Below are 15146 nucleotides of genomic sequence, written 5' to 3' on the forward strand. Positions count from 1 at the left end.
ATTTTTCAATTAGGAGACATCGCATGAAGTTGACAGCACTGACGGTCGCGGGCCTGACTGGTGCCGCCATTGACGCGGCGACATTGAATGCCGGCGCAACAGACAAGGTGAGAATCGCCATGGTCGTCAAGTGCCTGGGCCATGGCGGCAAACAGGCTAAACGCCGGGCCGCATGATGACGACACTCCCGCCAGCGTTGGCCGTTCTCGATATCGGCAAGACCAATGTCAAGCTGAGCGTGATCGGCGCGGACGGCCGGACACTAGCCGAACGGCGAATTGCCAATGCCGTCGTTGCGACCGGGCTCTATCCGCACCATGATACGGAGCGGATCTGGTCCTGGCTGCTTGAAACCCTCAAGGCATTGTCTGGCGTGGCCAGCATTACGGCGTTGGTGCCCGTCACCCATGGGGCGACAGCCGCGCTGGTCGATGAAAACGGGCTCGTCTTGCCTGTGCTTGATTACGAATTCCACCTTCCGACGGATCACGCGCTGGCCTACCCCGCCTTGCGGCCTCGCTTCGACGAGACCTGCTCGCCGGACTTGCCAGCGGGTCTCAATCTCGGCCGGCAGCTGTACTGGCAATCCCAGACATTTCGCCACGAGTTTCGGCGCGCGCGGCATATTTTGACCTACCCCCAGTATTGGGCATGGCGACTGTCCGGCGTTGCGGCCAGCGAGGTGACGTCGTTGGGTTGCCATACCGATCTGTGGCATCCGCAGCAGCGCGACTATTCGTCGCTGGTAAAAAAATTGAAGTGGTCGACGCTGTTTCCGCCGCTGCGAGAGGCGTGGAGCGTGCTCGGTCCGGTACGTCCCGCGCTGGCGCTGCAAGCCGGGCTGGCACCGGATTGCGCGGTCTTGTGCGGCATGCACGACAGTAACGCGTCGTTGTGGCGCTATCTCGCCGCAGACGACGCAGATGGACCACGCACCGTGCTCTCGACGGGCACCTGGGTGATTGCAGCCTCGTTCGATACGCCGCTGTCTGACTTGCGGGCGTCTTCGGACATGCTCGCCAACGTTGATGCCGCGCGGCGTCCGGTGGCATGTATGCGCTTCATGGGAGGGCGCGAATTCGCCAAGTTGGCGGGTCCGGATATCACGCCGTGCGCGCACGCGGACCTTCAGCGCATCATCGATGGCGCCACTATGGCCTTGCCGTCATTTGCCGAGGCTGGCGGGCCGTTCGGCGGCGGCAACGGCGTGTTGATCGGGCCCGCGCCGCGCGACGCCGGTGAACGCTACGCGTTGGCGACGATATATTGCGCGTTGATGAGCGACTACTGCCTGAATGCGCTGGGAAGCACGGGGACGGTCGTTGTCGAAGGAAGTTTCGCCGACAATCCTCACTTCTCATCTCTGCTCTCAGCCTTGCGCGGTCAGCCCGTATGCCGCTCGGACGACACAAGCGGCACCACGCACGGCGCATGGCTTCTTCGCCATCCCGGAAAGACGCTGCCCACCGGGAACGCTAGCTCGGCCCCGCCTATTGATCTTGCGGGACTGCAGGACTACCGGGATCGCTGGCGGGCGCTGGTCGTCAACCGGCAAGATATCACGACAGCAGGACCGCAGCCTGGCGACGGCGGTCCTTGAATGGTGCATGCAGTGCTTATTTTGTGCCCTTCTTGAGTGTGATGACGGACGGCGCGGCCAGCAGTTCCGCCAGGCGACGTTCGTACTGTTCGATGGCCTGCGCCTTCACCGGACCGTAACCGCGCACTTCTTGTGCCAGGGCGGCCAATTCGACCGCGCGCGCCAGGTTGCGCCCACTCAGGCTAGCGCAGATCTCTTCCACCAATCCGAAGTATTGCGCCACCAGGCGCCGCTCGCGGCGCCGTTCGTCGGTGTAGCCGAATGGGTCGAAAACCGTGCCGCGCACCGCCCTGAAGCGCGCCAACAGCGCGAAAACGGGCAGAATCCAGGCGCCGAAATTGCGTTTCTTGGGGCGCCCGGTCGCCGGATCGAGGCGCGAAATGATTGGCGGCGCCAGCCACAGCGAGATTCGCTTCGAGGTAGAAAATTGCGCGGCCAGCGATGCCTTGAACTCAGCGCTGCCGTATAAGCGCGCCACTTCATATTCGTCCTTGTAGGCCATCAGGCGATACGCGCTGTGGGCCACGGCGCGCGACAAGGCGTCCCCCTGCCCCAGCGGATGCTCGGCGCGGCGCACTGCGGCCAGCAGCGCTCGGTAGCGCTGCGCGTAGCGCGCGTCCTGGTAGGCGGCCAGGTCTCCGCAGCGATGTTCGATCAATTCGTCCAAAGTGCGCGGCGCGGGCGCCAAACGGCGCGGCTCCCCGTCGATGTGGTCGATAACCTGTGGGTTGGCCGCAGCGATCCGGCCCCAGGTGAACGCGCGCTTGTTCAAGGCGACCGCAGCGCCGTTCAATTCGATGGTGCGGTCGATCGACTCAAACGACAGCGGCACCATGCCTTTTTGCCAGGCGTAGCCAAGCATCAGCGTGTGCGCGGTGACGCTGTCGCCGAAGATCTTCTGCGCCAGGGTAGCGGCATTGAGCGTATGGAAGCGCGCCGCGCCGCAGCGCCGGCGTACCCGTTCGCCCATCATTTCCGTCGGCAGGGTGGCGTCGCGCTGGGTGATAGTTTGTGAGGTCGGTGTTTCGTCGAGGTTGAGGATCGCGCCCGAGCGCTGCACCGACAGCTTGAGCAGGGTATCGGCGGCGGCCGCGACAACCAGATCGGCGCCCAGCAGTAGGTCGGTGGCGCCCGGCCCGATCCGCACGGCGCAGATATCCTGCGCCGACGGCGCGATGCGTACCTGGCTCATGACCGCGCCATTTTTCTGGGCCAAACCGGTGAAATCGAGCACGGTCGAGCCCTTGCCTTCCAAGTGGGCGGCGCCGCCAAGCAGAGCGCCCATAGTCAGCACGCCGCTACCACCGATGCCGGTGACGAGAATGTTGAAGTCGCCGACCAGCGGTGCGATCACCGGCATGGGCAACTGCGCGGCGGCGTTCGCTTCCAGGGTTTTCAACCGCGCGTCGTCCGGCTTGCTCAGGCGCGCGCCTTCGATTTCGATGAAGCTTGGGCAGAAGCCCTTGACGCAGGAAAAATCCTTGTTGCAGGCGCTCTGGTTGATCTTGCGCTTGCGCCCGAACGCCGTTTCCAGCGGTTCGATAGAGATGCAGTTCGATTGCACCGAACAGTCGCCACAACCTTCACACACCCGCTCGTTGATGAAGACGCGCTTGTCCGGATCGGGCATTTCCTTGCGCTTGCGCTTACGGCGCTTTTCCGCCGCGCAGGTCTGCTCATACACGATCGCGCTCACTCCCGGCACCTGGCGCAATGCGCGCTGCACGGAGTCGAGATCGCCGCGTCCGTGGATCTCGGTGCCGGGCGCCAAATCGACGTTGCCTCGCCAGCGCGCGGGGTCTTCCGACACCAGCACAATGCGTCCGACGCCTTCCGCATGCAACTGGCGCGTAATGCGTGCAGGGTCGATCAGCCCTTCAGCGGCCTGGCCGCCGGTCATCGCGACGGCGTCGTTGTAGAGGATCTTGTAGGTCACATTGGCGTGCACGGCCACGGCGGCGCGGATCGCCAGCAAGCCAGAATGCTGGTATGTGCCGTCGCCCAGATTCTGGAAGATGTGCGGCACGGCCGAGAATGGGGCCGCGCCTATCCACTGCGCCCCCTCGCCGCCCATCTGACTGAATGTCGATGTTTTCAGCTCGGGCTGGGCCAGCGCCATCACGTGGCAACCGATACCGCCGCCGGCCACCGAGCCATCAGGCGTCTTGGTCGAAGTATTGTGCGGACAACCCGAACAAAAGTATGGCGTGCGCAGCGGCACGACGGCCGGCGGCACAGGCTGCATGCGCGCTTCCAGCGCAGCAAGGCGTGCGCGCAGGACCGGCAGCGCGTCGCCCATCCGGGCCGCCAGCACCTGCGCGACCAGTCGCGGGGTGAATTCGCCCACTTCGGGCAGCAGGACCGCGCCTGCCGGGTCGGTCTTGCCGCTGACCCTCGGATGCTGCGCGCCTGCCCTGTGATACAGGGCCTCCTTGATCTGCGTCTCGACGCTGGCGCGCTTTTCCTCGACGACGATGAGCTCTTCATGTCCATCGGCAAAAGCGAGGGCGCCCACGGTCTCCAATGGCCAGCTCATCGCGACCTTGTAGACCGAGATGCCCAATTCCTGCAAGCTAGCCTGGTCCAGTCCCAGATCCTGCACTGCCTGCATCACGTCCTGGTGCGCCTTGCCCACCGTGACAATGCCGAACCTGCGCTTCGGCGCAGCCACGATGACGCGGTCGAGTCGATTGGCGCGCGACCACGCGCGCGCTGCCGGCAGGCGCTCTTCGATCAGGCGGCGTTCCAATTCCGCGCGCTGACTTGGCCAGGCGACACGCGGATCCCAGTTCAAACCGTGCATCGGCGCGGTGAAATCATCCGGTGCGACGAATGAAGGCAGCGGACCGAGTTCGAAGGAGGCCGCGGTCTCGATCACTTCGGCAATCGTCTTAAGTCCGACCCACAGGCCGCAATAGCGCGACAGTGCGATGCCGGCCAGGCCCAGCCCGATGACCTCCTGCACGCTGGCTGGCTGCAGTACGGGCATCGACGCGGACTGAAAAATACCGTCGGTCTGGTGCGGATACATCGACGATTGCGCGGCATGGTCATCGCCCGACACCGCCAACACGCCGCCAAGCGGCGCGGTACCGAGCATATTCGCGCTGCGGAACACGTCACCGGTGCGGTCCACCCCCGGCCCCTTTCCGTACCAGATTCCGAACACGCCGTCGACCTTGGTGGGTCCGTAGGCGCGGTGCATTTGGGCCCCCCACAACGCGGTTGCCGCCAAGTCTTCGTTCAAGCCAGGCTGGAACACGATGTCGTGTGCGGCCAAGTCGTCCGCCGCCTTCCACAGCTGCTGGTCATATGCGCCCAATGGCGAGCCGCGGTAGCCGGATACCAAGCCACCGGTGCTTAGCTTGTGGGCACGGTCGAGGCGGCGCTGCAGCATCGGCAGCAGGACCAGCGCTTGGATCCCGGTCAGGAACGACGCGCCTTCGGTGGGCGTATAGATGGACATCGCTCGGGGGATTTTGGCGGGACTCGACATGATACTGCTCCAGGTGAAGGACGAAAAAGTGACTTGCATAGTACGACCGAACGGTTAGCGATTGGAGCTGATAATCGCCAACAAATCCCAAGACTTTAGTATTATTTCGAACGATCTATAATTAAATTAGGCGAATATGACTACACATCCCAACATTGATAGATTTGACGTCAAGATACTCAAGGAATTGGCGAGTGATGGGCGCATGGCGTGGAGCAAACTTGCCGAGCGCATCGGCCTTTCGCTGACGCCGACACTGCGGCGGGTGCGTATTCTGGAAGAGGCTGGCTATATCAAAGGGTATGTGGCCACGCTGGACGAAGGCCGCCTGGCCGGTCCCATGAGCGTTTTTACCGCAGTCACCCTGGCGACCCAATCGGAGGAGGTGATCCTCGCCTTCGAAGAACAAATCGCCCTGGCGCCGGAGGTCATGAGTTGCTTCCTGATGACCGGCGACGCCGACTACAATCTGCGCGTGGTCGTGCCCGACCTCGAGGCCTATCATCGGTTCCTGACCCGGACCCTGACCCGTATTCCAGGTGTGGCGCACATCAAATCCAGCTTCGCCCTGAAAACCGTACTGATCCGCTCATCACCGCTTCTGTGAAGGGACAATGGGAAGCGCTCAGCGCAGGGGCACGATCGCAGCAAAGTCGCCATCCACGGAACTCCACCGTGCGCATAGCCGGCGCTGAGCCGGCAAATAAGGAATGTGAGAATAGCTTCTGCTGGAAGTAAATAGGATGCTTCAGATCCGGGAAATTGCCGTGCGCCAGGGCGCCTTTACCCGCCCCGAGTGCCGCCGCCAGCGCGGTCGGTACGAGCGACACCGAATAGATGCATGCCGCTAGCGCCGCGCGTCACGTGGATGTCAGGTTCTCACTAGTGTTAATCGGTCCTGATCGATTGAAGGCGATTGCGATGTGCATGGATCTGGTCGGCCGCAGGCCTTGCGGCGAGGCCTATCTGCACCACTTGGCGGCCCGGCGCGGCGACGACGTGATCCTGGAGGACGGCCCGGAGTTTGCCGAGCATCCGCCGTAGCAACCGGTCACCGGCCAGTTCTATCAGCACCATCCAAGCACGGCGGAAGCGATATGAGCGAAATTAAGCGCGGGCCTTGCAGAGCCGCCTTACAGGTCCAGCACGAGCATGCTTGAGCAGGAACGCGAGCAACATGGGGTGAACTGGTCGTTGCGGCTTTTTTCTTCATCGCTGAAGAACATGTCGCGGTGTTCCGGCACACCGTCGAGCACGCGCGTGACGCAGGTGCCACACACACCCTGCTCGCACGACATCGGCACCTCGATGCCATGCCCGGCCAAGGCCGCCACCACGGTTTGCGCGGCGGCAACGGTCAACACCGCGCCGCTGCTGGCGATCTTGATCTTGAAGCTACCGTCATTAGCCGTGTCCTGCACCGCACCAGCAAAATACTCGAGGTGCAGCTGGGATGCGGGCCAACCCAATGCCTTGGCGGTGTTGATGACGTGGTCAATAAATCCGCCCGGTCCGCACACGTACAGATGCAGGTCCGCCTGCGGCTCCGCCAGCAGGACCGGCAAGTCCAGCGGGCCGGCGCCGGCGCCGCTGTCGTCATCGAAGTGGAACTTGACCCGTCCGCCCATGCCCGAGGCAGCGATGCGCTCGACAAACGCGGTACGTGGCGCCGAGCGGGTGCAGTAGTGCATCTCAAAGTCGGCATCGCCATGTGCCAGCCGCTCGGCCATGCATAGAATCGGGGTGACTCCTATACCGCCGGCAAACAGCAGCAAGCGACGCGCCGGCACCAGTTCAAAGTGGTTGCGCGGCGTACTGATCTGCAGCACATCGCCTTCCTTGACCTGGTCGTGCATGGCCGCCGACCCGCCGCGCGAGTTGGCATCGCGCAGCACAGCAATCAGGTAACGGTGGGTTTCGCTCGGCGCGTTGCAGAGCGAATACTGGCGCACCAGGCCTGGGCCGATCTGTACGTCGATGTGGGCTCCAGCGCTGAACGGCGGGAGGCTGTGCCCATCCAAGCCTACCAGTTCTAAACTGACGATATCGACCGCCTCTTGCGACTTCTTGGCGACCCTTACTGTAATTTGGTCCATCTGTTCTCCGAGTAATGTATGCAAGTTCCGGTCAAGGCGGCGCGCCGTTCTCCTCCTCAGCGGGAAGCCCTGCTCAGATCTGATCGACACGATGTCCGGATTATCGTTCACGCGTTCTAATCGTCGACGCGAGCGGCGCCAATATCTATATTTTCTCAGCGAAACGCTGCCGCCTCAGAACCACTCCGAAAAGGAAACGAAGACGAGGCAACACACGATGCTGAAGGCGACGGCGGCCGCGCAACAAACGCTGTCGGCATCAAACATGCCCCCTCTGCCTTGCGGACAGGGGGTGTCGGCATCGTGAACGGCAGGGTCGAATTCGGTGGCAGTCTGCTCCGTGGCGTTCATGTCGTCTCCAGTTCTTATAAATATCGTTTCCCACCGGTGTACGGGGTATCCGCGACAATACTGGAACATCTTCCATCGCGATAACGAATATTTCAAATGGCAGCTATCAATATTTTCAATACATCGCGACACCAAGTGCCGACTCTTCCTTGTTGAGCTGCCCACCACGCAGCGGCCCCAACTCCGACGATCAAACAATCGCACTTGCCGATGTCAAGTCATCCGAAACGCCCTTCTGCAGAATGTGTCGGGTGATCGATGATGAGCGATGACGTGAGCTGCCCTGCGACGGCTAGCCCAGCGACGGGTAACAGGACCGCGTTCATCGGATGCCGCTTACGCATGGCGAATCAACGCGAACGGTTCGGCAATACCTCGGAAGGGCGCATGCCGTGCTGTAGCGCCGCCTGCCAGACGTACATGCCATCCTCGATACCGTAGCGGGCATCGGAACGCGGATATATATTGACGCGCACACCCGCATCGCGCAGATTTTTCCGCTGGAGGCAGGCGGACAGGCGCAGTGGTTGAAGATGTTGTCGCTGCCGAGCATCCCCTGCTGGTGCAGCCGTTCGAGCTCGGTTGCCATGACACCGCCGAAAGATTCGGTCGCGATGGGAACACCCGGTTCGCGCGCGACGGCCCACTGGCCCGGTCCAAGCCTCGCCATCATGGCCAGTGTCGCCAGGTTGCCGGGATCGCTGAAGTGCTTGTCCTGCAGACGTGCGAGCTTGGCTGGCCAGTGTGCCGAGCAGGTATCGCACCCGCAGCCAAAGCGCGCGAAGGGAAGTCATCGAGCATTTCGATGGCTGGTATCGGTAAAAACGTTTTCCGCATCCGTTCGTCGTCCGCTAAGCTGGTCTCCTAACAACATATCAATGGAGACACCATGGTCATCACCAAAATCGTGCTCGCAGTGATCGCACTCAGCGCAACCGGAGCGGGCATGGCGCACCTTGTCGACGCGGCATCGGCGGCCATCCCGTCGCTTGCCGCGCAATACCTGCAGGTGCCTCCGCCCCCGGCAGTCGACATCGGCGTGCTGGGGCGAGCCTTCCGGCGCTAAGGACAGGCGAGTAATCGCGAAAAACATCGTGACGGGGCCGGAACAGATTTTCGTCTAGGAAGTTCTTTCAACGTTCGAATCGCAGCAGGAAGCGCACGGCCATCCCCCCTAGGGGCTGTTGATTTACTGAGATGGACCCGACACCATCGAATCGGATCAAACTAACGTTTCATCCGATTTACGCGTGGAGGTCTATCATGGATATCGATATTCTCGGAATCGATCTGGCCAAGCGAGTGTTCCAACTGCATGGTGCCGATCGTAGGGGCCACGCATTGCGCGGTTTCAAAGTGCTGCGCGCAGAGTTGCTTGATGCAGTGCGCAAGTTGCAGCCTCGGATCGTCGCAATGGAAGCCTGCAGCTCAGCCCATCATTGGGGATGGCAATTCCAGGCAATGGGCATCGAAGTGCGACTAATTAGTCCGCAGTACGTCGTGCCCTTCGTGAAGACCAACAAGAACGATGCAAACGATGCGGCCGCGATCGTCGAGGCAGCGAGCCGGCCGACGATGCACTTCGTCACTGTAAAGTCGGTGGAGCAGCAGGATATGAGGGCAGTTCGTCGCGCACGTGAGCTACTGGTGCATCAACGAACGGCGTTGATCAACCAAGTCAGAGGACTGCTGGCCGAGCGCGGCGTGATCATGGCCCAAACGCCCACCGTGTTTAAGCGCGCCTTGCCATCGATCTTGGCGAAATGCGAGGGCGAACTGACTAGTATCTGCCAAACACTTGTCACAGAATTGCTGGAGCAGCTGCGAATTCTCGAAGAACGCATTGCGCGAACAAATCAGTGGATTACGAGCTTCCTAAAAAGTTCGGCGCTCTGCAAGAAAATTGAAGCCATTGACGGCGTTGGTCCGATTACCGCCACCGCAATCGTAGCGGCGGTAGGAGACGCCAAAGAATTTGAGAATGGCCGGCATTTATCGGCCTGGCTTGGACTAGTACCAAGACAGCACTCCTCAGGAGGCAAGTCGCGACTGCAGGGAATCAGTAAGCGTGGAGACATCTATTTGCGAACGCTGCTGATTCACGGGGCGCGCGTGGTTTTGCGCTACGCGATCGGCAAGGCCGATGCGCGCAGCCGATGGCTTCAAGACCTGATCGCACGACGCGGATACAACCGCGCAGCGGTGGCGCTGGCTAACAAGAATGAAGAATGCGCGAGTAATACAGGCTTTGCTTAGCGGGACAGAGTACTATCGGTCTCCGACAGTACCCGCATAATCGGTATGCAGTATTTGTCCAACCAAGGAGGAAACTCAGAACCCAACATCAAGTTTGCGAAGCTTCTCAAAGTGATGACGAAACTGGTAAGACCAACATCCAGCAACCTGCTTTCGCTGCAGGCAGCCTAAAGGGCTAAGCCGATGATTTGCTAAGGAATGGATGTGCGGATCTCATCAAGGCTGCGGGCATGCATCCGACACGAGCCCATAGCAAGCCGGATACATGCATGCAAACCATCTTACGACAGGGTGGCGGCGTTCGCGAGGGTATGGCGGGGAGGGTCAAACTGAGAGGGTCAATCCAGCTAGCAAACGAACAGACCCGCGTGTTTGTGGGCAGGTTTGTGGGCAGAGAGCAGACTAACAGCTGAGAAAAACAAAAAGCCCTTGAAAATCAATGGCTTTTGGTCTGATTCTGGCGGAGATGGTGTCTGCTAGACGTATTGCAGCACCCCAACCGCTACTCGGAAGCGCAAAGCGTTAACAATAGCCACTTTTCCAGTAAGACCGAACAATCTACTGCATTTACCACACTCTGCCAAAGAATGAGATCAAGCAAAATATTCGAGACTCCGTATTTTTTCGACACCTGAAAGAAAAAAGGCCTGCGCCAGATCGACGCAAGCCTTTGATTTCTTGATAAATTCTGGTGGGAAGTGCAAGTTTCGAACTTGCGACCCCTGCAGTGTGAATGCAGTGCTCTACCCCTGAGCTAACCTCCCGAAGCGGGGCGAATTATCGCACACAACCTGCCCGCAGGGGAAGGCCGATAGCGAAAATTCTTTTTACGCGGCGGCCGGCGGCGTCACCGCCGCGGTCCAGATGCACTGGCCTTTGACCGCCTTGTCCAGCCCCGCCAGCGTGGCCGCGTGCGCCGCCAGCTCATCGTCCGAGGCCGGCAGGAAGATGATCTCGGCCAGCGGCACCGGCTCCAGCAGCTCGGCGCCCACCACCGCTTCCTCTTCCGCGTCCATGCCCAGGCTGTTCTGCCCGCGCGTCATTGACAGGTAGACGTCGGCCAGCAGTTCCGCATCGAGCAGCGCGCCGTGCAGCTTGCGGTGCGAGTTCGACACCCCATAGCGGTCGCACAGCGCGTCCAGCGAGTTGCGCTTGCCCGGGTGGAGTTCCTTGGCCTGCACCAGCGTGTCGATCACGCCGCCGATGTGGCTGGAGAAGTCCGGCAGGTTCAGCAGCTTGAATTCGTGATTCAGGAAACCCAGGTCGAACGGCGCGTTGTGGATGATGACTTCGGCGCCCTGGATGTAGGCGCGCAGATCGTCGACGATCTGGTGGAATTTCGGCTTATCGCTCAGGAACTCCGTGGTCAGGCCGTGGACGTTCAGCGCGCCCTCTTCCGACTCGCGTTCCGGGTTGATGTAGACGTGAAAGTTATTCCCCGTCAGCATGCGGTTGTTCAGCTCGACGCAGCCGATCTCGATGACGCGGTTGCCCAGCTTGGGGTTGATACCGGTGGTTTCGGTATCGAGTACGATTTGGCGCATAGTGTTCTGTGGTGGCTACAACTGAACGGAAGAGTATAACAGGCCGGCGCCGCTCAACGGCCGCGTGCCAGTTCGACGCCGCGATTGGCCAGCATGTCGGCGCGCTCGTTGCCCGGATGGCCGTTGTGGCCGCGCACCCAACGCCATTCGACGGTGTGCATGGCCTGCGCGGCGTCCAGCGCGCGCCACAGGTCTTCGTTCTTGACCGGCTCCTTGGCAGCGGTCTTCCAGCCGCGCGCCTTCCAGCCATGTATCCATTCGCTGATGCCTTTTTGCACATACTGGCTGTCGGTGTGCAGCGTGACCATGCACGGACGCTTGAGCACGTTGAGCGCCTCGATCACCGCCTGCAGCTCCATGCGGTTGTTGGTGGTGTCGCGGGTGCCGCCGCAAATTTCCTTTTCAGCGCCTTCGGCCACCAGGAACGCGCCCCAGCCGCCGAGGCCGGGATTACCCTTGCATGCGCCGTCCGTAAAAATCTCTACCTTATCCATCCTGCTGTTCCCGCCTTTTATTTGTTGCCGGGACGACCGCGGGGGCCGTCGCCGTTTTCTTGGTCCAAGCCGGACCGATCAAATGCATGCCTTTCACGCGCTTGATCGCCTGCACGATGTAGACGCCGCCGAAGTACGGCCACCAGCGCGGCCCGGCATTATCCATGAATGCGTAGCGATGCAGCCATTTTTCTGTGCGGCAGGCCGGCGCGTAGCAGCCGAAGTGGCTCTGGCTGGCGCCCATATTCAATAATTTTAACCAGTCTTTCATGCGCGGCATAGAGATCAGCTCCTCCGTGCGCGGCAGGAAGGAGGTGCCGCCGACGCGCCGCAGCACATGGCGCGCGCCCCACAGGCTGGCCGGGTTGAAGCCGCAGATGATGACCTGCCCTTCCGGGATCAGCACCCGCTCGACTTCGCGCAGCACCTGGTGCGGGTCAGTGGAAAATTCCAGCACGTGCGGCAGCACCACCAGGTCGATCGATTGCGAAGCGAACGGCAGCTCGGTGTAGTCGAGCGTCAGCGAGACCGAGCGCTGCGCGGCATCGCTGGCGGTGCGCACTTTGCGGTCCGCCAGGAATTTGTATGGCATGCGATTAGCGGCCAGTGCATCGATTTGAGGCATGCCGATCTGCAGCGCGTTGAATCCGAAGATATCAGCTGTTAAATTATCGAGACAGGTTTGTTCCCACTCACGCAAGTACACACCGGCGGGCGTTTGCAGCCAGCCTTCCAGCGCTATAATGGATTTCTCAGATCCTGCCTTGTCCATGCCTAGCCTTTTTGCGATCCAATGACCAATTCATCTACTCAAACACTCAGTGTTCTGACGGTTCCCGCGTTCCACGACAACTATCTGTGGCTGATCCATGACGGCGTCCACGCTGTCGCAGTCGACCCCGGCGACGCCAAGCCGATCCGGGCGGCGCTCGAGGCGAACGGGCTCAAGCTCACCGCCATTCTACTCACCCATCACCATGCTGACCACATTGGCGGCGTTCCTGAATTATTACAGCATTATCCGGTTCCCGTTTTCGGTCCGCGCAACGAGACCATAGCCGCGGTCACCTTGCCGGTCGGCGAAGGCAAGGTGTTCGACGTGCCCGGCCTGCCGCTGCGGCTGTCGGTGCTCGACGTGCCCGGCCACACCATGGGCCACATTGCCTACGTGCGCGAAGCGTCCGACGACGCGCCGACCTGGCTGTTCTGCGGCGACACGCTGTTTGCCGGCGGCTGCGGCCGCCTGTTCGAAGGTACGCCGGCCCAGATGATCAGCTCACTGGGCAAACTGGCCGCGCTTCCGGATGATACCAAGGTCTACTGTGCCCACGAATATACGCTGTCCAACCTGCGCTTCGCGCGCGTGGTGGACCCGGACAACGTGGCCTTGCAGGAACGGGTGAAGGTGGAGACCGACAAGCGCGAGCACAACCTGCCGACGGTGCCGAGCACGATAGGCGTGGAAAAGGCGACCAATCCCTTCCTGCGCTACCGCGAGGCGGCCATCGCAGAACAGTTGGTGCAGGCCGGACGGCTGGACCGCATCGATACGCCGCTGGCCACCTTCACCGCGCTGCGCTTGTGGAAAAATGATTTTTGATTAGATGCAGTCATTCCCGCGAACGCGGGAATCCATGCTGAGTGGAACGCGCCGGCTCAGCATGGGTCCCCGCGTGCGCGGGGACGACACGCCGGTTAGATCTCTTCGTACAGCGGCAGCGTCAGGAACTCCGCAAACTCGGTCGAGGTCGACATCTCTTCGAAGATCTGGCCGGCGCGCACGTAGGTCGGGCCTTCGCCGCCCGGCGCATCGCGCTGCACCTTGACCAGCTCTTCCTTGATCATCGCGCGCACCATGTCGGCGGTGACTTTGCGGCCGTCTTCCAGCACGCCCTTGTCCGAACGGATCCACTGCCACACTTGCGAGCGGCTGATTTCCGCCGTGGCCGCGTCCTCCATCAGGTTGTGGATAGGCACGCAACCGTTGCCGGCCAGCCAGCTGCCCAGGTAGTGGATGCCGACGTTGATGTTGTAGCGCAGGCCGGCTTCGGTGATCGGCGCTTCCGGCTTGAAGTCCAGCAGCTGTGCGGCGGTCACGTCGATGTCGGGACGCTGCTTGTCGATCTGGTTGGGCTTGTCGCCCAACACTTTGGTGAACTCGGTCATCGCCAGTTCCACCAGGCCCGGGTGGGCAACCCAGCCGCCGTCGTAGCCGTCGGTGGCGTCGCGCGCCTTGTCGTTGCGCACGCCGCCCATGGCGACTTCGTTTTTCTCCGGATCGTTCTTGATCGGAATCAGCGCGGCCATGCCGCCGATCGCCGGCGCGTTGCGCTTGTGGCAGGTCTTCAGCAACAGCAAGGCGTAGGCGCGCATGAACGGCGCGGTCATCGTGACCTTGGCGCGGTCGGCTAGGCAGAAATCCTTGTCCAGCTTGAACTTCTTGATGCACGAGAAGATGTAGTCCCAGCGGCCGGCGTTCAGGCCGGAGCTGTGCTCGCGCAGCTCATACAGGATCTCGTCCATTTCGAAAGCGGCCAGGATGGTCTCGATCAGCACGGTGGCCTTGATCGTGCCCTGTGGCAGGCCCAGTTCGTTTTGCGTCATCATGAAGATGTCGTTCCACAGGCGCGCTTCCAGGTGCGATTCCATCTTCGGCAGGTAGAAGTAAGGGCCGGCGCCACGTGCCAGCTGCTCTTTGGCGTTGTGGAACATGAACAGCGCGAAGTCGAAGATGCCGCCGGAGATGCGCTTGCCGTCAACCAGCACATGCTTCTCGTCCAGGTGCCAGCCGCGCGGGCGCACCACCAGCGTGGCGATCTTGTCGTTCAGCTTGTAGGACTTGCCGTTCTGCTCCAGCGAAATGGTGCGGCGCACAGCGTCGAACATATTGATTTGGCCGGTGATCTGGTTGTCCCAGTTCGGCGTGTTCGAATCTTCGAAGTCGGTCATGTAGCTGTCGGCGCCGGAGTTGAAGGCGTTGATGACCATCTTGCGCTCGACCGGGCCGGTGATTTCCACGCGGCGGCATTCCAGCGCCTTGGGAATCGGTGCGATCTTCCAGTCGCCGGCGCGGATGTGCGCGGTTTCCTTCAGGAAGTCGGGACGCTCGCCGGCGTCCAGGCGCTTGGCGCGCTCGACGCGCACGGCCAGCAATTGTTGACGGCGAGCTTCGAACTCGCGGGTCAGCTTGACCACCAGCGACAATGCCTCGGTGGTCAGGATGTTTTCGTAGCCAGGCTTGATCTCGCCCGTAATTTCCATGCCTGCCGGCAGATTGATGGTGGACTGCGTCATGAGGTCTCTCCGAAA

General features: G+C 61.4%; 13 protein-coding genes, 1 tRNA gene and 1 pseudogene. 7 read left to right on the plus strand and 8 right to left on the minus strand.

All coding sequences use genetic code 11. From position 1 onward, the window contains the following. The first annotated feature begins 23 nt into the window (after window positions 1-23). Window positions 24-176: a hypothetical protein gene (locus tag ACEN9O_RS25610; protein ID WP_495614612.1), complete on the plus strand. Its 153-nt coding sequence runs from the start codon at window positions 24-26 to the stop codon at window positions 174-176. Continuing rightward, a complete protein-coding gene (locus ACEN9O_RS25615; RefSeq protein WP_495614613.1) occupies window positions 173-1600 on the plus strand; it encodes an FGGY-family carbohydrate kinase in 1428 nt (475 codons plus the stop codon). The genes ACEN9O_RS25610 and ACEN9O_RS25615 overlap by 4 nt, the downstream gene beginning before the upstream one ends. A 16-nt stretch (window positions 1601-1616) precedes the next feature. Here the strand turns inward: ACEN9O_RS25615 and ACEN9O_RS25620 are convergent, their stop codons facing one another. After that, a complete protein-coding gene (locus ACEN9O_RS25620; RefSeq protein ID WP_495614614.1) occupies window positions 1617-5096 on the minus strand; it encodes an indolepyruvate ferredoxin oxidoreductase family protein in 3480 nt (1159 codons plus the stop codon). Window positions 5097-5232: 136 nt separating this feature from the next. On the opposite strand from ACEN9O_RS25620, the gene ACEN9O_RS25625 reads away from it, so the two are divergent. Together ACEN9O_RS25625 and ACEN9O_RS25630 are read left to right on the plus strand one after the other, a co-directional pair. Then, window positions 5233-5703: an Lrp/AsnC family transcriptional regulator gene (locus tag ACEN9O_RS25625; RefSeq protein WP_495614615.1), complete on the plus strand. Its 471-nt coding sequence runs from the start codon at window positions 5233-5235 to the stop codon at window positions 5701-5703. A 314-nt stretch (window positions 5704-6017) separates the two neighbouring features. After that, complete coding sequence (locus tag ACEN9O_RS25630) at window positions 6018-6140, plus strand: hypothetical protein (RefSeq protein ID WP_495614616.1); 123 nt, start codon at window positions 6018-6020, stop codon at window positions 6138-6140. Between the two features lie 89 nt (window positions 6141-6229). Here ACEN9O_RS25630 and ACEN9O_RS25635 read toward each other — a convergent pair whose 3' ends face one another. Together ACEN9O_RS25635 and ACEN9O_RS25640 are read right to left on the minus strand one after the other, a co-directional pair. Continuing rightward, window positions 6230-7192 carry a PDR/VanB family oxidoreductase gene (locus ACEN9O_RS25635; RefSeq protein WP_495614617.1) on the minus strand — a complete coding sequence of 321 codons (963 nt, stop codon included), beginning with the start codon at window positions 7190-7192 and terminating at the stop codon, window positions 6230-6232. Window positions 7193-7366: 174 nt separating this feature from the next. Beyond that, window positions 7367-7543, minus strand: coding sequence for a hypothetical protein (locus tag ACEN9O_RS25640; protein ID WP_495614618.1), 177 nt, complete (start codon window positions 7541-7543; stop codon window positions 7367-7369). Between the two features lie 889 nt (window positions 7544-8432). Here ACEN9O_RS25640 and ACEN9O_RS25645 point away from each other — a divergent pair. Further along, on the plus strand, window positions 8433-8609 hold the full coding sequence (locus tag ACEN9O_RS25645) for a hypothetical protein (protein ID WP_495614619.1): 177 nt from the start codon (window positions 8433-8435) through the stop codon (window positions 8607-8609). A gap of 197 nt (window positions 8610-8806) precedes the next feature. Then, window positions 8807-9839, plus strand: a pseudogene (locus ACEN9O_RS25650) (IS110 family RNA-guided transposase). 649 nt (window positions 9840-10488) lie between these two features. Here ACEN9O_RS25650 and ACEN9O_RS25655 read toward each other — a convergent pair. The 4 genes from ACEN9O_RS25655 to ACEN9O_RS25670 all read right to left on the minus strand — a co-directional run bounded on the left by ACEN9O_RS25655 (window position 10489) and on the right by ACEN9O_RS25670 (window position 12609). Beyond that, a tRNA-Val gene (locus ACEN9O_RS25655) sits at window positions 10489-10563 on the minus strand. A 63-nt stretch (window positions 10564-10626) separates the two neighbouring features. Next, window positions 10627-11343, minus strand: coding sequence for a DNA polymerase III subunit epsilon (gene dnaQ, locus ACEN9O_RS25660; protein ID WP_495614620.1), 717 nt, complete (start codon window positions 11341-11343; stop codon window positions 10627-10629). Between the two features lie 53 nt (window positions 11344-11396). Then, on the minus strand, window positions 11397-11837 hold the full coding sequence (gene rnhA / locus ACEN9O_RS25665; RefSeq protein ID WP_492925467.1) for a ribonuclease HI: 441 nt from the start codon (window positions 11835-11837) through the stop codon (window positions 11397-11399). Continuing rightward, entirely contained in the window at window positions 11830-12609 is a 780-nt protein-coding gene (locus ACEN9O_RS25670) for a class I SAM-dependent methyltransferase (RefSeq protein WP_495614621.1), read from the minus strand. The genes rnhA and ACEN9O_RS25670 overlap by 8 nt, the downstream gene beginning before the upstream one ends. A gap of 21 nt (window positions 12610-12630) precedes the next feature. On the opposite strand from ACEN9O_RS25670, the gene gloB reads away from it, so the two are divergent. Then, window positions 12631-13437 carry a hydroxyacylglutathione hydrolase gene (gene gloB / locus ACEN9O_RS25675; protein ID WP_495614622.1) on the plus strand — a complete coding sequence of 269 codons (807 nt, stop codon included), beginning with the start codon at window positions 12631-12633 and terminating at the stop codon, window positions 13435-13437. 95 nt (window positions 13438-13532) lie between these two features. On the opposite strand, the gene aceB is transcribed toward gloB, so the two are convergent. Beyond that, a complete protein-coding gene (aceB, locus tag ACEN9O_RS25680) occupies window positions 13533-15131 on the minus strand; it encodes a malate synthase A (protein ID WP_495614623.1) in 1599 nt (532 codons plus the stop codon). Between the last annotated feature and the right edge of the window lie 15 nt (window positions 15132-15146).

The organism is Duganella sp. Dugasp78, assembly GCF_059491455.1.